This window comes from Pseudomonas sp. NFX5 (genome assembly GCF_049132125.1).
Lineage (GTDB): Bacteria > Pseudomonadota > Gammaproteobacteria > Pseudomonadales > Pseudomonadaceae > Aquipseudomonas > Aquipseudomonas marginalis.
The window spans coordinates 14,776-35,676 of record NZ_JAFMZG010000011.1; the positions used below are offsets into that span (position 1 = coordinate 14,776).

Consider the following 20,901-nt stretch of genomic DNA (forward strand, 5'->3'; position numbering starts at 1 on the left):
GTGGGAGGGGGCTTGCCCCCCCCTCCCACATTGGCCTCTGTGTTCACACCTATAGAAGGATTGCATTATGCGCATCGTCGTAGCCCTGGGCGGCAACGCCCTCCTGCGCCGTGGTGAACCCATGACCGCAGACAACCAACGCGCCAATATCCGCATTGCCACCGAACAGATCGCCAAGATCCATGCCGGCAACGAACTGGTCATCGCCCACGGCAATGGCCCGCAGGTCGGCCTGCTGTCGTTGCAGGCGGCGGCCTACACCAGCGTTTCGCCGTACCCGCTGGACGTGCTCGGTGCCGAGACCGAAGGCATGATCGGCTACATCATCGAACAGGAACTGGGCAACCTGCTGGACTTCGAAGTGCCGTTCGCCACCCTGCTCACCCAGGTGGAAGTGGACGCCAAGGACCCGGCCTTCCAGAACCCGACCAAGCCCATCGGCCCGGTGTACTCCAAGGCCGAAGCGGAAAAACTCGCCGCCGAGAAAGGCTGGGCCATCGCCCCGGATGGCGATAAGTATCGCCGCGTCGTGGCCAGCCCACGGCCCAAACGCATCTTCGAGATTCGCCCGATCAAGTGGCTGCTGGAAAAAAGCGCCATCGTGATCTGCGCCGGTGGTGGCGGTATCCCGACCCTGTACGGTGAAGACGGTAAGCTCAAGGGCATCGAAGCCGTGATCGACAAGGACCTGTGCTCCTCGTTGCTGGCCACGCAACTGGACGCCGATTTGCTGGTGATCGCCACCGACGTCAACGCCGCTTTTATCGACTTCGGCAAGCCGACCCAGAAAGCCATCGGCCAGGCCCACCCCGACGACATGGAAAAACTCGGCTTCGCCGCCGGTTCCATGGGGCCCAAGGTGCAAGCCGCCTGCGAGTTCGCCCGCCAGACTGGCAAAACCGCGGTGATCGGTTCACTCTCGGACATCGAAGCCATCGTCCAGGGCAGCGCCGGCACACGCATCAGCACGGCGACACCTGGCATCACCTATCTGTGAAGTAGAGGAGATACGCCTATGGCCACCTTTGAACCCGGTCACCTGCACGTCGAACGTCACGCGCTGAACAAGGACGACTACAGCTACAACCTGTGTATCGACTACGAAGTCAGCCAGGATCCAAAGGAAGGCAAGGGCATGCTGTTCAAGCTGCACGGCTCGGTGCAGGGCAAGGACCTCAAGGAAGAGTTCTTCTTGCCCAAGGACCAGGCATTCGACTTTGCCCGGCATGCGATGAACATCGCGCAGAAGTATGGGATGCCGAAGATTGCGGTGTTGAATGGCTCGATGCACAAACAGTACGACCTGATGTTCGAGGATGTGCGGCATCAACTGGATGTGAAATCCGGGGACCCGATCAAGCCTGAACACCTGGAATAACCCGACGCCCCCGACTCCAACCCTCATATGTGGGAGCAAGCCCGCTCCCACATTTTTGATCTCCATCACCTGTCAGGCATACTGGCCACCCTCAGTACGCCAGAACCAACATTCGCCCCATGCGTATCCACGTCAGCTTCATCGACCGCGTCGGCATTACCCAGGAAGTCCTGGCCTTGCTCGGTGGGCGCAATCTCAACCTGGATGCGGTGGAAATGGTGCCGCCCAACGTCTATATCGATGCGCCGACCCTCAGCGCCGACGTGCTCGAAGAGCTGCGTGACGCGCTGTTCAGCGTGCGCGGCGTACAAGCGGTGACGGTGGTGGACATTCTCCCCGGCCAACGCCGCCACCTGCAACTCGATGCCCTGCTGGCAGCCATGACCGACCCGGTGCTGGCCCTGGACAGTGCGGGCAAGATCCTGCTGGCCAACCCGGCGCTGATCGCGCTGTACGGTCGCGAACCGGCCGGGGAAAGTATCGCCGAGCTGTTCAATGATCCGGCCTTGCTGGACACCTTGCTGGAAAACGGCTTTCGCCTGCCCTTGCGTGAAATCAGCGTCAACGGCCAGACGTTTTTGCTCGACGCCACGCCGATCACCGATGCCGGCGCCCTGCTCACCCTGTACCAACCCAACCGCATCGGCGAACAACTGTCGGCGCTGCACCACGATCATGCCGAAGGCTTTGATGCGCTGCTGGGCGAATCCCCGGTGATCCGCACCCTCAAGGCACGCGCACAACGGGTTGCCGCACTCGATGCGCCGCTGTTGATCCAGGGCGAAACCGGCACCGGCAAGGAGTTGGTGGCGCGGGCCTGCCACGCCATCAGCGCACGTCACAGTGCGCCGTTTTTGGCGCTGAACTGCGCGGCGTTGCCGGAGAATCTCGCCGAGAGTGAATTGTTCGGTTACGCCCCCGGCGCCTTTACCGGTGCCCAACGCGGCGGCAAGCCGGGGCTGATGGAGCTGGCCAACCAGGGCACGGTGTTTCTCGATGAAATCGGCGAAATGTCGCCCTATTTGCAAGCCAAGCTGCTGCGTTTTCTCAACGACGGCAGCTTCCGCCGGGTCGGCGGCGACCGCGAGGTGAAGGTCAATGTGCGCATCCTCAGCGCCACCCACCGCGACCTGGAAAAAATGGTCAGCGAAGGCACCTTCCGCGAAGACCTGTTCTACCGCCTCAACGTGCTCAACGTCGAAGTGCCGCCCCTGCGCGAACGCGGCCAGGACATCCTGTTGCTGGCCCGCTACTTCATGCAGCAGGCCTGTGCGCAGATCCAGCGCCCGGTGTGCCGCCTGGCGCCCGGCACCTATCCGGCGCTGTTGGGCAACCGCTGGCCGGGCAATGTGCGCCAGTTGCAGAACGTGATCTTCCGCGCCGCCGCCATCTGCGAAAGCAGCCTGGTGGACATCGGTGACCTCGACATAGCCGGCACCTCCGTGGCCCGCCAGAACGACGGCGAAGTCGATAGCCTGGAACAGGCCGTCGAGGACTTCGAGCGCAGCCTGCTGGAGAAACTCTACGTCAGTTACCCCTCGACCCGGCAGTTGGCCAGCCGCCTGCAAACCTCACACACCGCCATCGCCCACCGCTTGCGCAAGTACGGCATTCCCGCAAAACCCTAGCGCCTGCCTCACCAGAACGCACGCCGGCCACGATGCTTGATAACGCCGGTGGCGCTGAAAAACAGTTGCGTGGCCATGGGCGGGCTGATGCGCGAATAGTAGATCGCGATGGCCTCGTTGTCGGTTTTGTCGAGCAGGCTGCGAAAACTCATGAAGCGCTGCTCCGGCCTTTTCAGATGGCCGGCGTTGTAGGGTAAATCGGGGTCCGTGGGCGACGAGTAATGAAAGTGCGCATAAGCCAGGACCTTGCCCTGCCTGTCCTTGACCACATACTCCTGCAGGAAATCATCCACCCGCTTGAGCGCAATACGCCCCTCGATGCGCAGTATCTGCACCTGGTCCTGGGCCTGGAGCCAGGCAATCCCATCCTCATCGGGCGGCAAGCGCTTGATCATCTCGATGCGCAACCCTCGCCCCTGCTCCAGAGAGTCGCTGGCGGCCTGTTCCAGTTCATCGAGCAGCGCCTGGGCCGCGGTATCCGGCGTTGACGGCAGCGCCTTGCGGATCTTTTCGGCAACCGCCTTGATGCCCTCGGACTGCCGCGTCAACCGGGCTTCGACGCTGGCCGGCAGCGTGGCACTGCGCGCTTCATCGCGGGCCTGCTGCAGCACCAGCGGTGCCCTGGCCAACAAGCGGCGCGCGTCGGCCTTGAGTTTTTCCAGGGAACGCGTCGGCCGCGGCATCACCGCGCCAGCCTCGGTGATCGCTTCGAACGTATCCGAACCCGGCTGCTGATGCAGGCTGACCACCACGGCCTGGTCAATCGGGTTGATGACATCAACGATGTCTTCGGTCGCATCCGGCGTGCGGGCGCGAACCCGCCCCAATTGATAGCGCTTTTTCGAATCGCGGATCAGCCGTTGATCAGCTTCAAGGGGCCGTACCCGGCCAGGCTGAGGGTTGCGCTCGTGCTCACGCAGCAGCTTTGCCAGGGCGATTCTCGACTCCTGTTCCAGGCTGAGGATCGTGGCTTGCACCGGCACCTCGGCATCCCCATGGATCAATTCCGGCGCGGCGGCACGGTATTCATCCAGGAGCGCCAGGGTTTTCGCGTATTCGTGCAGCACCGCCCGGGTGCCGTCGATGCGCTGTTGCACACTCAGCACGCCTGGCTCATCGATGGTTTTCTGGGACTGGGCCGACTGGATCGCCTCATCCATGGCCGCGTCGATCCGACTGTAATCATCCTGTTCTTCAGGCAGGGGCAGCCGGCGCCACAGCTGCTCCTTGAGCACCTGCAACTGCACGGTCCGCCAGTCCAATGGCAGCCCGTATGAGGACGGTTGCAACTCACCGATGTAGGACTTGTAGGCAGGAATGCTGAGCAACCGCTCGTAATTGACCCGCTCCCAGAAGCTCAGGTTGACCATCTTGTCGTGAAACTCGCCGATCCTGCGGCTCTCTTCGGTCAAGGTCCCAATCACCGCCTGGACTGCGGTCGCGTCCTCCCCCGCCACTCGCTCCGACAGTTGCGCGAGATGCGCTGCGGAAAACTGCTCCTCGCGGCGACTGAAGGTCAGCACGAACATCTGCCGGCGCATGTTCAGCACGATATCTTCCAACTGCAGGCACTGTTCCCGTTCAAAGCCGTCCAGGGGCTTGTTGGCGTTTCTGCGCATCAGCACATTGAGTTTTTTCTGTTGCGCATCGGCCTTTTTTTCCAACTCGCGCAGGTAACGCGCCCTGGCATCGCGCCGGTGCTGCTCGGTAAAGGCCGCCTCGGAGGTCAGGTGCGCCTTCTCACACAGGTCTTCGGCCGCGGTCACGACACGCTCGAGGCTCTGTAATTCGCGGCTTGCCGCGCTGTATTCGTGCTCAAGCTCAAGCTTTTGCCGCTCGATGTGGGCACGCCGCTGGGCCACCGTGCTCTTTGGCTGCCCGCCAACCAGGCGCAGGCCCAGGTCGACTTTCCACACCCCATGGGCATCCTTGTCCAGCCACGGGCCGAGACGCTGGGGTTGCCGCAGATCGACGACCCGCCAGCCATCCCTGACCGCCCTCACGCCATAGACTTTGCTGTCTATCAAGGTGTACTGCTCGTGACGGGCCGCGCTGCCGTCGCGCTGGACCAGCACCCGACCACGCACCGGGCTGGCCGCCGAGGCCAGTGTCGGCGAGTCGGGCCAGCGCTCGCCCTGCCTGGGTGACCATTGGAAAGTCTCGAGCTGGACACGCTGCCGGGTCGTAAGCCTGGATCTTGAGTTGGCCCAGGAAAAATCCATTGCCGTGACGTCGGCGAATGAACGCTGCCAGGCAAACGTCGACGCCGAGTGGCGCGTGTGGCTGGCCGGGATCAAGTCATGTGCCTGGGCAGCGCCCGAACTCAAGCGCAGTCGTTGATCCAGCGTGACCACCGGGCTCATCAGCAGGCCGGCCACGCTGCCGATCAGCTCGGCGAAGGCATTGGCGGAATCTTCGCGGCTCGTCTCGGCCGGCAGCGCCAGCACCGCCTGGAATGTCCTGAAGGTCTGGGACAACCAGCCCGCCACCGCCACCGGGCCCCTGACCATCGGCAAAAGCGCATTGAACACTTGCCACAGATCATTCTTGAACAGGGTCCAACGCAGCGCCTCGTTGGAAACCGACTGCTTGACAGCGCGCTGCCACAGGTCTCGGGCGTTTTCATCGAAGACGCTCTCAAGGAACTCGCCACGCACCGGTTCGTCACTCAGCAACGCCGGGCTCGATGCGGGCAGCACGTCGAACTCATCGCCCTGCAGCACACGCTGGACATGGGGACGCAGAAAACCGCCGTTGGCAAACAGGGCACGGCTGTCCTGCGGTAAACGCTGCAGCACCACGGGTTGAAGATCGCTGCCCACCGTTGCGATCGCGTCGAGCAACGCCTGGCGACTGGGGAATTGTTGCAGCATCGCGTCGGTTTGATCCGGCCGATAGAGAATATGCGGCAACGTGCTGTTGTCGCGGGGACCGATGACAAACAGGTTGTGCGCTTGATGAGCCAGCCCGCCTGCATGGGCCAGGAATGCCAGGGGCCTGGCGACGATCACCTCACCGTCGACCCCACGCTGGAGCAGATCTTCCCGCAGCAACGCGTGCACCACCCGAGCGCCGGAGCGGGTAAAGCCGTTGCGTTGGCGCAGGCTGTTTTCAAGGGCGCGCATCGGCAGTTGCAGCGCCATCTGATCGACAAACAAGCGACGCCGCCGTGCAGACTGCGTCGGGTCGGTGATCAGTGCGTGCTCCAGCAATGGCGGATAGTGCTTGCCCACGTCCACCCGTTCGATCAGCCCCTTGAGATAGGCCGGCGTGACCCAGCGCGGTACGTTACCTGGCGTGACCTGGTGGCTGATGTGCACACTGGCATAGGCGGTGGCGAAGGGGTTTTCCAGCGACCACTGGGTCAAGGTCCGGGTGGTCCGTTGCGTCCAGCCAACCGTGCCGCCCTGGGTGCGCTCGAAGGTCAGGAGGCAGTCGTCCGGGTTGATGGGAGCCTGCGCTGGATGATCCAGGCGCATTTGCCGTTGCAGCGCCTTGCGCGCATACACATCGATCGGCTCAAGGCCATCGAGGAACGTTGCACCGCCGGTACTGCGCTGCAGCTGCGCCAGGCGCTCCAGCCACTGCCCGTAAGCCAGGCGATCCGCGCTGCTGGCCCGCTGCAACCAGAGCGGCAGCTGTTCTTCATGGGGCTGTTCGAGAGCGTCCGGGTCGAACCAGGCCAGTGGCGAGGTGAGCGTGGTGAACAGCTGTTCATAGCTGCCGATGTCGGGCAATGCCGACCAGTCAACCCGCCGCACATCGCGAAGTTGGCGTTCGAGCAAGGCCTGGGCCAACGCATCGAACACATCGCCCTCGGGCTCGCGCAGTACCCATTGCAGCGGCGCCCCTGGCCGGTAACGGCCCATATAGCGCGGCAGCAGGTCACCCAAGGCGTCCAGGGACTCGAGCTGCACCAGGTTCATCGCCGGGATATAGACGAGGGTGACCTGTTGCCCCACGACCCGACGCTGCAAGACCAACAGCGGCAGCCATTCGCCCGTTGTCCCGGCCTGGGCCGCATAGACTTGATAGATATGCAGCGCATCGGCGCCACCCAAGGCCTCTCGATCCGCCCGATGCCCCCAAAGCTGCTGTGCCTGCTCATCGCCCAGCCCCAGCAGCAATCGCGCCTGCTCCGGCGTCAATGGCGGGTTCTGCCGCGCCGTGAGCAGGCATGCACGTAACTGGCTGCTGACCGCGTGCCAACGGCTGTCGGCCGAACCGTCCGACACGCGCGCGTTCCAGTATTGCACCAAGCGCTCGGCAAAACCCGCCAGCACATCGGGCGCCAGGGTGTTGAGCATCCACTCGATATCGTCCACGGTGATGGCGCCGCTCGCCGGTTCGAACACCTGCGGTGCAGACTGCACCAACAGCACATGATGGCCTGGCGTGTAGTTCAGCGCGTCACCCTTCATGCAGCGCTGGATCAGTGCGTCGCTCAAGGTCATAAGCGGCATGTGGCGGCGGCCGGTCGAGGTTGGCTGGATCACACCGATCCAGCTGTTACCGGCCTGCAGGCCGGAACCGGCAAACCACTGCCCGATCCATTCCTGGATCATTGCGCGGGCCACTTGGGTCAGGCCCGGGCGCCGGGCGAAGACCTTGGATAAATAGTCGCGAGACGTCCGCGCCTGGGAAATCTCTGGGGGAATAACCTTTGAAGCACTCATGGGGCGCATCCTGATGACGAAGTGCGCGAACGGTAAAACGCCGGCCGGCCTCCCGGACGGTAGATAAATCGCGAAAAACGACGTCCATGCGTACTGAAAGCGCTACAGTGGAACGATATCGCTACAACCTTGTTTTTTGCGCGCCATGCAAGGCTTTGATCCACATAGGCTTTTTTTCGACGGCCGGAGTGTAGCGAAATCGCTACACACAAAGGCGCTATCGTTATAACCGTTTTTATCAAGCCATTGATTAATAAAGGATTAATCACATTGGCCGCGATATTGCTAAGCAACTCCCCATTATTCCAATCCCGCCCACCAGACGATTCTGGCCCTGAGGAGTTTCCATGAGCGAGTTGCGTTTCACTGAAGATCACGAATGGCTGCGCGCCGAAGCTGACGGCAGCGTCACCGTGGGTATCACCGCTTTCGCGCAGAACGCGCTCGGTGATGTGGTGTTCGTGCAACTGCCGGAGTTGCAGGCCTATGACAAGGGCGCAGAAGCGTCCACGGTTGAATCGGTCAAGGCCGCCAGCGGCGTGTACATGCCGTTGGACGGTGAAGTGCTGGAAGTGAACGCCAAGCTCGATGGCAGCCCGGAACTGGTCAACGAAGACCCGCTGGGCGAAGGCTGGTTCTTCCGCTTTAAACCGGCCGATGCCGGGGCAGTCGCTAAACTGTTGGATCAGGACGCGTACGACCGTCTGATCAAAGCCAACGCCGAAGCCTGAGGAGCGCGCCATGACCATCAATCTCAGCACCGCCAATGAGTTCATCGCCCGCCACATCGGCCCGCGCCAGGAAGATGAGCAGCAGATGCTCGCCAGCCTGGGCTTCGATTCCCTGGAAGCCCTGAGCGCCAGCGTGATCCCGGAGAGCATCAAGGGCACCAGCGTGCTCGGCCTAGAAGACGGCCTGGGCGAAGCCGAGGCCCTGGCCAGGATCAAGGCCATCGCCAGCCAGAACCAACTGTTCAAGACCTACATCGGCCAGGGCTACTACAACTGCCATACGCCGTCGCCGATCCTGCGCAACCTTCTGGAAAACCCGGCCTGGTACACCGCCTACACACCTTATCAGCCAGAGATTTCCCAAGGCCGCCTGGAAGCGCTGCTGAACTTCCAGACCCTGATCAGCGACCTCACCGGCCTGCCGATCGCCAACGCCTCGCTGCTCGATGAAGCCACCGCCGCCGCCGAGGCCATGACCTTCTGCAAGCGCCTGAGCAAGAACAAGGGCAGCAACGCCTTCTTCGCCTCGGTCCACAGCCACCCGCAAACCCTCGACGTACTGCGCACCCGTGCCGAGCCGCTGGGCATCGACGTGGTGGTCGGCGATGAGCGCGAACTGACCGATGTCAACCGGTTCTTCGGCGCCCTGCTGCAATACCCGGCCAGCAACGGTGACGTGTTCGACTACCGCGCGCTGACCGAGCGTTTCCATGCCGCCAACGCCCTGGTGGCCGTGGCTGCCGATCTGTTGGCCCTGACCCTGCTGGCCCCGCCGGGTGAGTTCGGCGCCGATGTGGCAATCGGCAGCGCGCAACGCTTCGGCGTGCCGCTGGGCTTCGGTGGCCCGCACGCGGCGTACTTCTCCACCAAGGATGCGTTCAAGCGCGACATGCCGGGGCGCCTGGTCGGTGTGTCGGTAGACCGCTTTGGCAAGCCGGCCCTGCGCCTGGCCATGCAGACCCGCGAGCAACATATCCGCCGCGAGAAAGCCACCAGCAACATCTGCACCGCGCAAGTGCTGCTCGCCAACATCGCCAGCATGTATGCCGTGTACCACGGGCCCCAGGGCCTGACCCAGATCGCCAAGCGCATTCACCAGCTGACCGCGATGCTCGCAAAGGGCTTGACCGCCCTGGGCCTCAAGGTCGAGCAGGCACACTTCTTCGACACCCTGACCCTGCACACCGGCGCCGACACCGCTGCGCTGCACGACAAGGCCCGCGCCCAGCGCATCAACCTGCGCGTGGTGGACGCCGAGCGGGTTGGGCTGTCGGTCGACGAAACCACCACCCAGGGCGATATCGAAACCCTGTGGGCAATCTTTGCCAATGGCAAAGCCCTGCCGGACGTCAACGCCACGGTGGACAGCCGCCTGCCCGACGCATTGCTGCGCCAGTCGCCGATCCTCAGCCATCCGGTGTTCAACCGTTATCACTCGGAAACCGAGCTGATGCGCTACCTGCGCAAGCTGGCGGACAAGGACCTGGCCCTGGACCGCACCATGATCCCGCTGGGCTCGTGCACCATGAAGCTCAACGCCGCCAGTGAAATGATCCCGGTGACCTGGGCCGAGTTCGGTGCCCTGCACCCGTTCGCCCCGGCCGAGCAAAGCGCCGGCTACCTGCAACTGACCTCCGACCTGGAAGCCATGCTCTGCGCGGCCACCGGGTATGACGCGATCTCCCTGCAGCCGAACGCCGGTTCCCAGGGCGAGTACGCCGGCCTGTTGGCCATCCGTGCCTATCACCAGAGCCGTGGCGAAGCACGTCGTGACATCTGCCTGATCCCATCGTCGGCCCACGGCACCAACCCGGCCACCGCCAACATGGCCGGCATGCGTGTGGTGGTTACCGCCTGCGACGCCCGTGGCAACGTCGACATCGAAGACCTGCGCGCCAAGGCCATCGAGCACCGTGAGCACCTCGCCGCGCTGATGATTACCTACCCGTCCACCCACGGCGTGTTCGAGGAAGGTATCCGCGAAATCTGCGGGATCATCCACGACAACGGCGGCCAGGTGTACATCGACGGCGCCAACATGAACGCGATGGTTGGCCTGTGCGCGCCGGGCAAGTTCGGCGGCGATGTGTCCCACCTGAATTTGCACAAGACTTTCTGCATCCCCCATGGCGGTGGCGGCCCGGGCGTTGGCCCGATTGGCGTCAAGTCCCACCTCACGCCCTTCCTGCCCGGCCACGCGGCCATGGCGCGCAAGGAAGGCGCGGTGTGTGCGGCACCGTTCGGCAGTGCAAGCATCCTGCCGATCACCTGGATGTACATCAGCATGATGGGCGGCGCAGGCCTCAAGCGCGCGTCGCAGTTGGCGATACTGAATGCCAACTACATTTCCCGTCGCCTCGAAGAGCACTACCCCGTGCTGTACACCGGCAGCAATGGCCTGGTGGCGCACGAATGCATCCTCGACCTGCGCCCGCTGAAGGACAGCAGCGGCATCAGCGTGGATGACGTGGCCAAGCGCCTGATCGACTTTGGCTTCCACGCCCCGACCATGTCGTTCCCGGTGGCCGGCACGCTGATGATCGAGCCGACCGAAAGCGAATCCAAGGAAGAACTGGACCGCTTCTGCGACGCGATGATCGCCATCCGCGAAGAAATCCGCGCGGTGGAAAACGGCACCCTGGACAAGGACGACAACCCGCTGAAAAACGCACCGCATACCGCGGCGGAACTGGTTGGCGAATGGAGCCACCCATACAGCCGTGAACAAGCGGTGTACCCGGTCGCTTCGTTGATCGAAGGCAAGTACTGGCCACCGGTTGGCCGGGTCGACAATGTGTTTGGTGATCGCAACCTGGTGTGTGCGTGCCCGTCGATCGAGAGCTACGCATAACCCGACTGGCTGAGCGCGGTCAAAAATGTGGGAGGGGGCTTGCCCCCGATAGCGGTGTGTCAGTCACCAGAACTTTCTACTGACCCACCGCTATCGGGGGCAAGTCGAATCGTCGCACCGCCCCTCCCACATTGACCGAGTACACCCAATACATAACAAGAAACCGGAGAACAACTCATGTCCTTAAGCGTGTTCGACCTGTTCAAGATTGGCATCGGCCCCTCCAGTTCCCACACCGTCGGCCCCATGCGCGCGGCCGCTCGATTCGTCGAAGGCCTCAAGCGTGACAATCTGCTGAGCGCCACCACCGGCATCAAGGTGGAACTCTATGGCTCCCTCGGCGCCACCGGCAAAGGCCACGGCAGCGACAAGGCCGTGCTGCTCGGCCTGGAAGGCGAACACCCGGACACCGTGAACACCGAAACCGTGGCCGCACGCCTGGCGCAGATGCGCGGCGATGGCCGCTTGAACCTGCTCGGCGAACACAGCATTGCGTTCAACGAGAAAGAACACCTGGCGATGATTCGCAAACCCCTGGCCTACCACCCCAACGGCATGATTTTTCGTGCCTTTGATGCGGCGGGCATCCAGATCCGCAGCCGCGAGTACTACTCGGTGGGCGGCGGTTTTGTGGTGGATGAAGACGCCGCCGGCGCCGACCGGATCGTCGAAGACGCCACCCCACTGACGTTCCCGTTCAAGCATGCCAAGGACTTGCTCGGCCATTGCACCACCTACGGTCTGTCCATCAGCCAGGTGATGCTGACCAATGAAAGCGCCTGGCGCCCGGAAGCGGAAACCCGTGCCGGCCTGTTGAAGATCTGGCAGGTGATGCAGGACTGCGTGGCAGCCGGCTGTCGCAACGAAGGCATCTTGCCCGGCGGCCTGAAGGTCAAGCGTCGTGCCGCCGCCTTGCATCGCCAGTTGTGCAAGAACCCGGAGTCGGCCCTGCGCGACCCGCTGTCGGTGCTGGACTGGGTCAACCTGTACGCCCTGGCCGTCAACGAAGAAAACGCCAACGGCGGGCGCGTGGTCACGGCGCCCACCAACGGCGCGGCCGGGATTGTGCCGGCGGTGCTGCATTACTACATGCGCTTTATCCCTGGCGCGAATGAAGACGGCGTGGTGCGCTTCCTGCTCACCGCCGCCGCCATCGGCATTCTCTACAAGGAAAACGCCTCCATCTCCGGTGCCGAAGTCGGTTGCCAGGGTGAAGTCGGCGTGGCCTGTTCCATGGCCGCTGGCGCGTTGTGCGAAGTATTGGGCGGTACGGTTTCCCAGGTGGAAAACGCCGCCGAGATCGGCATGGAACACAACCTCGGCCTGACCTGCGACCCGATTGGCGGCCTGGTGCAGGTGCCCTGCATCGAGCGCAATGCCATGGGCTCGGTGAAGGCCATCAATGCGGTGCGCATGGCCTTGCGTGGCGACGGGCAACACTTCGTCTCGCTGGACAAGGTCATCCGCACCATGCGCCAGACCGGCGCCGACATGAAAAGCAAATACAAGGAAACCGCCCGTGGCGGTTTAGCGGTCAACATTATCGAGTGCTGACGCCTAAAGGCGCGCCGGCACGTTTTTCAGGAGCTGAACATGTCCACCGAAACCCTGTTGAAAACCCCATTGCACGCCCTGCACCTCGAGCTGGGTGCACGCATGGTGCCCTTCGCCGGCTACGACATGCCGGTGCAATACCCACTGGGCGTGATGAAGGAGCACCTGCACACCCGTGAACAGGCCGGGCTGTTCGACGTGTCCCACATGGGCCAGATCCGCCTGACCGGCGCCAATGCCGCAAAGGCCCTGGAAACCCTGGTACCGGTCGACATCATCGACCTGCCGGTCGGCATGCAGCGCTACGCCATGTTCACCAATGACCAGGGCGGCATCCTCGACGACCTGATGGTGGCGAACCTGGGTAACGACGAACTGTTCCTGGTAGTCAACGCGGCCTGCAAGGACCAGGACCTGGCGCACCTGCGCCAGCATATCGGCGAGCAGTGCAGCATCGAGCCGCTGTTCGAAGAACGCGCACTGCTGGCCCTGCAAGGCCCGGCTGCGGTGAAGGTACTGGCGCGCCTGGCCCCGGAAGTCACCCGGATGACCTTCATGCAATTCGCCCCGGTGCGCCTGCTGGGCGTGGACTGCTACGTCAGCCGCTCGGGCTACACCGGTGAAGACGGTTTTGAAATCTCCGTGCCTGCCGCCAGCGCCGAAAGCCTGGCGCGCAGCCTGCTGGCCGAGGACGAAGTGCAGGCCATCGGCCTGGGCGCCCGTGACTCGCTGCGCCTGGAAGCCGGCCTGTGCCTGTACGGCCACGACATGAACACCGAGACCACCCCGATCGAAGCCAGCCTCCTGTGGGCAATCTCCAAGGCCCGGCGCACCGACGGTGTGCGTGCCGGTGGCTTCCCGGGTGCCGACCGCATCTTCACCCAGCAGCAAACCGGTGTAAGCCGCAAGCGAGTAGGCCTGCTGCCCCAGGAACGCACACCTGTACGTGAAGGCGCAGAGATCGTCGACGAACACGGCAGCGTGATCGGCAGCGTGTGCAGCGGTGGCTTTGGCCCGAGCCTGGGTGGCCCACTGGCCATGGGTTACCTGGACAGCGCATTCACCGCACTGGACACCGAAGTCTCTGCGTTGGTGCGTGGGAAAAAAGTGCCACTTCGTGTAAGCAAAATGCCATTTGTGCCGCAACGTTACTATCGTGGCTGATTGACTGTTCCTATAAGTAACGCGGTTGCGTTAACGTGCACTAATCTGTAACGCAACCGCCATAAAACAGTGCAGCAACGATAGGCATTATTATAGGAATTAACCTATAACAAGTGACCCATTCTATCGAATAAGTCGGTTTCACATTATTCAACGAAGTGTCATGCGGCCGAGCAAAACCTGGGCTTTTGCCAGGGCTTGTTTTTTCTCCATTAGTTGGCGTAGAGTTTGCCCACTGTGTTTGCATGGGTCGCTTGGAACCTGGACCTGGGCAGTAGCTGAAGTAGTTGTGCTACAACCCGTTCGACGTCTCTTACTTTCCTGCAACCCAGCCCAGTACTCTTTCATGTGAAAGGGGCTGTCATTAATTTTTAGCGTCAAGGAAATAAGAAAATGGCTGATCGTCAGAGCGGTACCGTCAAGTGGTTTAACGACGAGAAAGGGTTTGGTTTTATCACTCCAGAAAGCGGTCCGGATCTGTTCGTGCATTTCCGCGCTATTCAAGGCAACGGCTTCAAAAGCCTGAAGGAAGGCCAGAAGGTCACCTTCGTTGCAGTTCAAGGCCAGAAAGGCATGCAGGCTGACGAAGTACAAGCAGAAGGCTGATCCTTCCTGCGACAAAAAGCCCCTGACATGACATCAGGGGCTTTTTTATGGGCGCTATTCCGTAAAATGATTTTTTTCCTCTGAGAGCCCTGCCATGTCCAAACCCTTGCTGAGTCCCCAAGGCGAGTTCCCCGCCGTTGGCCTGGGCCGTCGCCTGGCAGCGATGTTCTATGACTTCCTGTTGTGCACCGCGCTGCTGATCGTCACCGCGTTTATCTACAAGCTGGTGTGGATCGCGTTCGTGGGCGAAGCCAGGATGCGCACCCTCACCGAATCCGGCGCACTGGACGGTGACCCGCTGCTGTCGACGATTCTGTTGTTTGTGCTGTTTGGTTTCTTTGCCAAGTTCTGGACCCATTCCGGGCAAACCCTGGGCATGCAGGTCTGGGGCGTGCGCGTGCAAAACGCCGACGGCTCGCGGATCAGCCTGTGGCAGGCGCTGTTGCGCTTTGTAGTGTCGATTGCGTCGTGGTTATGCGTGGGGCTGGGGTTTGTCTGGTCGTTGTTCGACAAGCACAAACGCAGCTGGCATGACATCTACTCGGATACGCAGTTGGTGCGCATCCCGAAGCAAAAGAAATAAACCGCTGCCTGAACGAAATCAAAATGTGGGAGGGAGCTTGCCCCCTCCCACATTTTCAACCGAGCTCGCCTCGATTCAGGCGTTACCCGCCAGCTTCAGGCGCGCCGCCTGGGTGAAATCCAGCATGCGCTTGAGCGGTCGCACGGCGTGCGGAATCACCGACGGCTCGACGAATATCTCATTACTGCCCTCACGCAGGCACTGCAGCGTACGCTCCAGCGTATTCATCGCCATCCACGGGCAGTGCGCGCAACTGCGGCACGCAGCGCCGTTACCGGCCGTGGGCGCCTCGACGAAGACCTTGTCCGGGCACAGCTGCTGCATCTTGTAGAAGATGCCGCGGTCGGTCGCCACGATGAAGGTCTTGTTCGGCAGCCGCTGTGCCGCCGCAATCAACTGGCTGGTGGAGCCCACCGCGTCGGCCAGTTCGATTACCGAGGTCGGCGATTCCGGGTGCACCAGGATCGCTGCGTCCGGGTACAGCGCCTTCATGTCTTCCAACTGCTTGGACTTGAACTCCTCGTGGACGATGCACGCACCGTCCCACAGCAGCATGTCGGCACCGGTCTGGCGCTGGATGTAGGTACCCAGGTGCTTGTCCGGGCCCCAGATGATGGTCTCGCCGTTGTCCATCAGGCTTTCGACGATTTCCAGCGCACAGCTGGAGGTCACCACCCAATCGGCCCGGGCCTTGACCGCCGCCGAAGTGTTGGCATACACCACCACGGTGCGCTCGGGATGCTGGTCGCAGAACGCCGAAAACTCATCCACCGGACACCCCAGGTCCAGGGAGCACGTGGCTTCCAGGGTCGGCATGAGGATGCGTTTTTCGGGGGTGAGGATTTTGGCGGTCTCGCCCATGAAACGTACACCGGCGACCATTACGGTCTTGGCCGGGTGGGCTGCGCCGAAGCGGGCCATTTCCAGGGAGTCGGAGACACAGCCGCCGGTTTCTTCGGCCAGGGCCTGGATCACCGGATCGCAATAGAAGTGGGCAACCAGCACCGCGTCCTGAGCCTTGAGCTCGGCAGCAATGGCGGCACGCAGGCTCGCCTCTTCCTCGGCGCTGAGGGCCTTGGGCTGCTTGGCGTCGAGGTGGGCTTGAACCAGTAGGCGTTCGGAAATGTGCGTCATGTTCGCAAGACCTGCAGGCGCAGTAGCGCGAAAGTCGAGTGTACCACCGGCTCTGGAGCCCTTCGGGCGCCGCCGGACGAAGTGATTGTGTTCATCAAGCACGGGTAAAGGTGAAGCTGCGCAAGGCTACAGAATATCCAATGGTTTCAAAAGCCTAATCTGGCTTTGACGCGTGCGCCTGTCGATTAAAAAACCGCAATAGTACCTTGGGTCTCCCCCGCCTTCAGAAATCACCTCAAGCACATAGCCGTCAGCGGGCAGAGTTCATGCAGCAAGTTCGTTCAGACCGTTTTGGAAAGAGGCTCAAACTGGCATTGGTACCGGGCGTCCTTGAGGTTGCTTTCGAACTGTTCAAGACCGTCGTAGATGTTTTGCAGCCCTTCGATCTGGGCTTTCAGCTCGAGCTTTTTATCGGCAATGGCCTGGTTGGCCAAATCCCACGGCAGCTCCAGGCCCCGGTGGTCCTGAAGAATCGCCTGCATTTCCTTAAGCTTGAAACCCAGCTGCTGAGCACACTTGATGAACGTCAACAGCTCAACGCCTTGCTGGTTATAGACCCGATACTTACCTTCGCGTACAGGCGGCGGCAGCAAGCCAATGTCTTCATAGTGGCGGATCGTCTTGACGGTAGTGCCAGATAGCTGGGCGGCTTTGCCGATATACATGAAAAGTCCTTTTTTGGCACAAGAGTGGGGAGAGCACTTTGGCGCGCCGCATCTTCACACATGTCTACGGGGTCGGAAACCCGAAGGTGGCAAAAGGCAGTGTACTTGGCAGGGATAAAGCCGGCATCGCCTGCTGCAAGGCGATGCTGTGCAACGGCTATGTCAGCGGCAAGCGATAGCCTGGGCTTGCTTGAGCCAGGCTTCGCGCTGGGAGTCGCCGGAACCGAGGATCGGCCCGAACGTAAGGGTCTTCAATGGTTTGATGCCGCAGAACTCCAGGGTGGTCTTGCGCATCTGGTGCAGGCCCGGCATGCGGTAGACCCACTTGTAGTACCACGGCGGGGTATCCATCGTGACCAGCAGGTGAGCCGTGCGCCCCTTCAAAAGCTTGTCGGGAAAGGCTTTGCCTTCGCGGTACTTGAAGGCAAAGCCGGGAAGGAATATCCGATCGAAGAAGCCTTTCATCAGGGCCGGAATTCCGCCCCACCAGATGGGATAGACAAACGCCAGGTGCTCAGCCCAGGTGATATCGGCCTGGGCCTTGAGCAGATCGGGCTCCAGCAACTGAACCTGTTTGTAGCCATCGTGCAGCACTGGATCAAACCGCAGAGCATCCAGGCGTAACAGACGCACATCGTGCCCGGCCTCCGTGGCCGCCTTCACATAGGTGTCGGTCAATGCCCCACAGAAACTGTCGGTTGAGGGGTGTCCCAGAATCACCAGTACTCGCTTGCTCATCATCACTTCATCCTGAAAAGTCGAGCGGGCAGGATAGGGTGTGCCCGTAACAGGAGAGTCAACAGGGAGGTTTGCCAAATGCTGGTATAGCTTGGGTGCATTGCGCACCGGCAGGTAAGCACCAAATCGCAGGCAAAAAAAAACCCGGAAATCCTCACTTGCGTGGGCCTTCCGGATTTTCTAAACCGCCAAAAATGGTGGGTCGTGTGGGATTCGAACCTACGACCAATTGGTTAAAAGCCAACTGCTCTACCAACTGAGCTAACGACCCGCTGTGTGGTGGCGCGTATAATACTGATTTCTAAGGATTATTCAACACCTTATTTGAAATAAATCAGAAATAACGCGTCGGGTCCGTAATTCCGGCCATTTGGAAGCCCTCTGCACGCAGTCGGCAGCTGTCGCATTTCCCACAGGCACGGCCGTCATCGTCTGCCTGATAGCAGGAAACTGTCAGCGAGTAATTGACACCGAGTCCTACGCCAACCTTCACGATAGCGGCCTTGCTCAGGTTTTGCAGCGGTGCCTGGATCCGGAAACCCTGCCCTTCTACCCCGGCTTTTGTCGCCAAATTGGCCATGCGTTCGAACGACTCGACGTATTCCGGGCGGCAGTCCGGGTAGCCGTTGTAATCAAGGGCATTAACCCCGATGAAGATGTCCCGCGCATTCAGAACCTCCGCCCAGCCCAGGGCCAGGGACAGGAACACGGTGTTGCGTGCCGGTACGTAGGTGACCGGGATGCCTTGGGTGGGGGCCTCCGGGACGTCGATAGTGCTGTCGGTCAAGGCCGAGCCACCCATGCCGTCGAGGTTCAGGCCAATCACCTTGTGTTCGACCACGCCCAGGTCTTGGGCAACACGGGCGGCGGCCTCCAGCTCGGCGCGGTGACGCTGGCCGTAGTCGAAGCTCATGGTGTAACAGCTGTAGCCTTCGGCGCGAACCATGGCCACTAACGTCGCGGAGTCGAGGCCACCGGACAGCAGGATGACCGCGCGCTTTTGATCAGTCATCTCAGCGCCCCGGTTCGTCGTTCCACAGGTATTTATGCAGCTGCAATTGCAGGCGTACGGGCAGGTTATCGGCAACCACCCAGTCGGCCAGATCGCGCGCGTTCAGGTCGTGGTGGCTGGGAGAGAACAACACCTCACCGGCACGGCGGTCAAGGCCGTACTGGATCAGCTTGGAATTGGCCCAGTCGTAGTCTTCACGGGAACAAATCACGAACTTGACCTGATCGTTGGGCGTCAGCAGTTCGATGTTCTCGTAGCGGTTGCGATGCACTTCCTTGGAGCCCGGCGTCTTGAGGTCAACCACTCGGCTGACACGCGGGTCTACAGCGGAAATATCCAGGGCCCCGCTGGTTTCCAGGGAGACCTCGTAACCGGCATCACACAGCTGTTTGAGCAAGGGGATGGCGTTGGGCTGGGCCAGGGGCTCGCCACCCGTTACACAGACGTAGCGGGGCCGGTAGCCGGCAACCTGTTCCAGGATGTCTTCGAGGGTGCGCACGGTGCCGCCACTGAAGGCGTAGGCGCTGTCACAGTATTGGCAACGCAAGGGGCAACCGGTCAGGCGCACAAAAACCGTGGGCAGGCCAGCGGTTCGCGTTTCACCCTGTAACGAGTAAAAAACTTCGGTGATGCGTAATGTGTCTTGCATAGTCGCCACGGGCGTAACAGCTAAACAGGCTGTCCGCCTCCGTCAGGCACTTCAAGGAACCCCGCCAACGCGTAGGCCCCAGGAAGCGTGTGTCATAAAAGGGCGTGGATTCTAACGAAAAAACCCGCGCCAGGCGCGGGTTTCTTCTAAACGGCTGCATCGCTTACAAGCGTTGCAGATCCCGTTGGGCCAACTGTGCAGCGGAGGTACCCGGATACTGGGCTACGACCTGCTGCAGAATGCCTTTGACCTTGTCGGTATGACCCAGGCGGCGTTCTACGTCAGCGAGTTTATACAGCGAGTCGGGCACCTTGGCGTGCTTGGGGTACAGTTGACTGACCTTGGCAAATGCCTGGCCCGCCCCCTGCAGATCACCCTTTGCCAGATTCACCTCGCCCAACCAGTATTGGGCATTGCCCGCGTACTGGCTGTTTGGGTAGCGGCCCAGGAAGGCGGTAAAGGCTTTGCTGGCCTTATCGAAATCCTTGGCCTTGATCAGGTCGAAGGCTGCATCGTAATACAGCTTTTCCTTCGCCGGATCACCCGGTTCACTGCTGGCGGCAGGGGCTTGGCTCGCAGCGGCGGCCCCTGCTGCTGCACCACCGATAGCAGCACTGGGCGCGCCACCGGCAGAAGAATTATCAGGAGTAGCGGCAGGTGTAACACCGGCTCCTATACGTCGATCAAGATCCTGGTAACGCTCCAGGCCTTCCTGCTTCAGCTGACGCACCTCATTTTGCAGAACTTCAATGGTGCCTTGTTGCTGCGCCAATTGATCCTGCATGCGTTGCAGCTGGTTGAACAGTTCGCCCTGTGCCGAAGGAGCGGACGTAGCCGCCCCCCCAGCATAGGCGCCGTTCGTGCCATAACCCGCTGGCGGATAGCTGCTCCCGCTATTGTTATAGCCAGAGTTGCTGTCTTCCACAGGAACCGCAGCCCACACCGCAAGCGGGGCGAGGCTGAGAGCCAATACAGTTAGAGCACGACGGCACGTTCGCATGACGAATTACTTACGCAGTTCGACGCGACGGTTTTGAGCCCAGGACTGCTCGTCGTGGCCAGTAGCAACTGGACGCTCTTTACCGTAGGAAACCAGTTCCAGTTGGCCTGGAGCAACACCTTGCAGTACCAGGTAGCGCTGAACGGCTTTCGCACGACGCTCGCCCAGTGCCATGTTGTACTCACGAGTACCACGTTCGTCAGTGTTACCTTCCAGAACAACGCGAGCGCCGTTAGCTTTCAGGTCCTTCGCGTGAACGTCCAGAGCGCGCATGGCTTCTGGCTTCAGGTCCGAACTGTCGTATTCGAAGTAGAAAGTGGTGATAGCGCGCAGAGCAGCTTCTTCGCTCAGGGAGCCGTCAACTGCACCAGTGTTAGCGCCGTAACCAGCGTTTGGATCAACAGCTGCGCCTTCACCGGCATTGTCGCCGCCTTTAGACGAGCAACCAACGGCTACGGACAGAGCCAGAGCCAGAGCAGCAAACTTACCAAACTTCAGCATTTCCATCGTGAAACTCCTAATGAACCCCAGT

At 61.4% G+C, this 20,901-nt stretch carries 17 protein-coding genes and 1 tRNA gene; 9 read left to right on the forward strand and 9 right to left on the reverse strand.

Going from position 1 to position 20,901, the window contains the following annotated elements; genetic code table 11:
- Positions 1 to 67 precede the first annotated feature (67 nt).
- The 3 genes from arcC to J1N02_RS07155 all read left to right on the forward strand — a co-directional run bounded on the left by arcC (position 68) and on the right by J1N02_RS07155 (position 3,006).
- Positions 68 to 997: a carbamate kinase gene (gene arcC / locus J1N02_RS07145; protein WP_065925908.1), complete on the forward strand. Its 930-nt coding sequence runs from the start codon at positions 68 to 70 to the stop codon at positions 995 to 997.
- Between the two features lie 18 nt (positions 998 to 1,015).
- Positions 1,016 to 1,378, forward strand: coding sequence for a DUF5064 family protein (locus J1N02_RS07150; RefSeq protein ID WP_027605557.1), 363 nt, complete (start codon positions 1,016 to 1,018; stop codon positions 1,376 to 1,378).
- 119 nt (positions 1,379 to 1,497) lie between these two features.
- Complete coding sequence (locus J1N02_RS07155; RefSeq protein WP_027605556.1) at positions 1,498 to 3,006, forward strand: sigma-54-dependent transcriptional regulator; 1,509 nt, start codon at positions 1,498 to 1,500, stop codon at positions 3,004 to 3,006.
- Between the two features lie 8 nt (positions 3,007 to 3,014).
- Here the strand turns inward: J1N02_RS07155 and J1N02_RS07160 are convergent, their stop codons facing one another.
- Positions 3,015 to 7,682: a hypothetical protein gene (locus J1N02_RS07160; RefSeq protein WP_421147243.1), complete on the reverse strand. Its 4,668-nt coding sequence runs from the start codon at positions 7,680 to 7,682 to the stop codon at positions 3,015 to 3,017.
- Between the two features lie 347 nt (positions 7,683 to 8,029).
- On the opposite strand from J1N02_RS07160, the gene gcvH reads away from it, so the two are divergent.
- From gcvH to J1N02_RS07190, 6 genes are all read left to right on the forward strand, one after another.
- Complete coding sequence (gcvH, locus tag J1N02_RS07165; RefSeq protein WP_027605554.1) at positions 8,030 to 8,413, forward strand: glycine cleavage system protein GcvH; 384 nt, start codon at positions 8,030 to 8,032, stop codon at positions 8,411 to 8,413.
- A gap of 10 nt (positions 8,414 to 8,423) precedes the next feature.
- Positions 8,424 to 11,264, forward strand: a complete 2,841-nt coding sequence (gene gcvP, locus J1N02_RS07170; protein WP_421147244.1) for an aminomethyl-transferring glycine dehydrogenase — start codon at positions 8,424 to 8,426, stop codon at positions 11,262 to 11,264.
- Between the two features lie 177 nt (positions 11,265 to 11,441).
- A complete protein-coding gene (locus tag J1N02_RS07175; RefSeq protein ID WP_065947880.1) occupies positions 11,442 to 12,818 on the forward strand; it encodes an L-serine ammonia-lyase in 1,377 nt (458 codons plus the stop codon).
- Between the two features lie 39 nt (positions 12,819 to 12,857).
- Positions 12,858 to 13,982, forward strand: coding sequence for a glycine cleavage system aminomethyltransferase GcvT (gcvT, locus tag J1N02_RS07180; RefSeq protein ID WP_098478854.1), 1,125 nt, complete (start codon positions 12,858 to 12,860; stop codon positions 13,980 to 13,982).
- 393 nt (positions 13,983 to 14,375) lie between these two features.
- Positions 14,376 to 14,588: a cold-shock protein gene (locus J1N02_RS07185; protein WP_014339904.1), complete on the forward strand. Its 213-nt coding sequence runs from the start codon at positions 14,376 to 14,378 to the stop codon at positions 14,586 to 14,588.
- 94 nt (positions 14,589 to 14,682) lie between these two features.
- A complete protein-coding gene (locus J1N02_RS07190) occupies positions 14,683 to 15,171 on the forward strand; it encodes an RDD family protein (protein WP_027605550.1) in 489 nt (162 codons plus the stop codon).
- 75 nt (positions 15,172 to 15,246) lie between these two features.
- Here J1N02_RS07190 and nadA read toward each other — a convergent pair whose 3' ends face one another.
- The 8 genes from nadA to pal all read right to left on the reverse strand — a co-directional run bounded on the left by nadA (position 15,247) and on the right by pal (position 20,876).
- Positions 15,247 to 16,305: a quinolinate synthase NadA gene (gene nadA / locus J1N02_RS07195; protein ID WP_421147245.1), complete on the reverse strand. Its 1,059-nt coding sequence runs from the start codon at positions 16,303 to 16,305 to the stop codon at positions 15,247 to 15,249.
- 281 nt (positions 16,306 to 16,586) lie between these two features.
- Positions 16,587 to 16,970, reverse strand: a complete 384-nt coding sequence (locus J1N02_RS07200; protein WP_092358396.1) for a MerR family transcriptional regulator — start codon at positions 16,968 to 16,970, stop codon at positions 16,587 to 16,589.
- 162 nt (positions 16,971 to 17,132) lie between these two features.
- Positions 17,133 to 17,711, reverse strand: a complete 579-nt coding sequence (locus J1N02_RS07205) for an NAD(P)H-dependent oxidoreductase (RefSeq protein WP_027605547.1) — start codon at positions 17,709 to 17,711, stop codon at positions 17,133 to 17,135.
- 192 nt (positions 17,712 to 17,903) lie between these two features.
- Positions 17,904 to 17,979 (reverse strand) — tRNA-Lys (locus J1N02_RS07210).
- Between the two features lie 63 nt (positions 17,980 to 18,042).
- On the reverse strand, positions 18,043 to 18,720 hold the full coding sequence (gene queC, locus J1N02_RS07215) for a 7-cyano-7-deazaguanine synthase QueC (protein ID WP_027605546.1): 678 nt from the start codon (positions 18,718 to 18,720) through the stop codon (positions 18,043 to 18,045).
- Between the two features lies 1 nt (position 18,721).
- Positions 18,722 to 19,369 carry a 7-carboxy-7-deazaguanine synthase QueE gene (gene queE / locus J1N02_RS07220; RefSeq protein ID WP_027605545.1) on the reverse strand — a complete coding sequence of 216 codons (648 nt, stop codon included), beginning with the start codon at positions 19,367 to 19,369 and terminating at the stop codon, positions 18,722 to 18,724.
- Positions 19,370 to 19,532: 163 nt separating this feature from the next.
- Positions 19,533 to 20,369 (reverse strand): tol-pal system protein YbgF, encoded by an 837-nt coding sequence (ybgF, locus tag J1N02_RS07225; RefSeq protein WP_027605544.1) that lies wholly within the window; start codon positions 20,367 to 20,369, stop codon positions 19,533 to 19,535.
- A 6-nt stretch (positions 20,370 to 20,375) separates the two neighbouring features.
- Positions 20,376 to 20,876, reverse strand: coding sequence for a peptidoglycan-associated lipoprotein Pal (gene pal, locus J1N02_RS07230; protein ID WP_003209827.1), 501 nt, complete (start codon positions 20,874 to 20,876; stop codon positions 20,376 to 20,378).
- Positions 20,877 to 20,901: the final 25 nt, after the last annotated feature.

Coding starts and splice junctions, on each gene's coding strand:
- J1N02_RS07200 (WP_092358396.1), bottom strand. CDS start 16,970: ATGTATATCGGCAAAGCCGCCCAGCTATCTGGCACTACCGTCAAGACG.
- J1N02_RS07150 (WP_027605557.1), top strand. CDS start 1,016: ATGGCCACCTTTGAACCCGGTCACCTGCACGTCGAACGTCACGCGCTG.
- J1N02_RS07160 (WP_421147243.1), bottom strand. CDS start 7,682: ATGAGTGCTTCAAAGGTTATTCCCCCAGAGATTTCCCAGGCGCGGACG.
- ybgF (WP_027605544.1), bottom strand. CDS start 20,369: ATGCGAACGTGCCGTCGTGCTCTAACTGTATTGGCTCTCAGCCTCGCC.
- pal (WP_003209827.1), bottom strand. CDS start 20,876: ATGGAAATGCTGAAGTTTGGTAAGTTTGCTGCTCTGGCTCTGGCTCTG.
- gcvH (WP_027605554.1), top strand. CDS start 8,030: ATGAGCGAGTTGCGTTTCACTGAAGATCACGAATGGCTGCGCGCCGAA.
- queE (WP_027605545.1), bottom strand. CDS start 19,369: ATGCAAGACACATTACGCATCACCGAAGTTTTTTACTCGTTACAGGGT.
- J1N02_RS07175 (WP_065947880.1), top strand. CDS start 11,442: ATGTCCTTAAGCGTGTTCGACCTGTTCAAGATTGGCATCGGCCCCTCC.
- J1N02_RS07155 (WP_027605556.1), top strand. CDS start 1,498: ATGCGTATCCACGTCAGCTTCATCGACCGCGTCGGCATTACCCAGGAA.
- J1N02_RS07205 (WP_027605547.1), bottom strand. CDS start 17,711: ATGATGAGCAAGCGAGTACTGGTGATTCTGGGACACCCCTCAACCGAC.
- gcvP (WP_421147244.1), top strand. CDS start 8,424: ATGACCATCAATCTCAGCACCGCCAATGAGTTCATCGCCCGCCACATC.
- J1N02_RS07190 (WP_027605550.1), top strand. CDS start 14,683: ATGTCCAAACCCTTGCTGAGTCCCCAAGGCGAGTTCCCCGCCGTTGGC.
- gcvT (WP_098478854.1), top strand. CDS start 12,858: ATGTCCACCGAAACCCTGTTGAAAACCCCATTGCACGCCCTGCACCTC.
- queC (WP_027605546.1), bottom strand. CDS start 18,720: ATGACTGATCAAAAGCGCGCGGTCATCCTGCTGTCCGGTGGCCTCGAC.
- nadA (WP_421147245.1), bottom strand. CDS start 16,305: ATGACGCACATTTCCGAACGCCTACTGGTTCAAGCCCACCTCGACGCC.
- arcC (WP_065925908.1), top strand. CDS start 68: ATGCGCATCGTCGTAGCCCTGGGCGGCAACGCCCTCCTGCGCCGTGGT.
- J1N02_RS07185 (WP_014339904.1), top strand. CDS start 14,376: ATGGCTGATCGTCAGAGCGGTACCGTCAAGTGGTTTAACGACGAGAAA.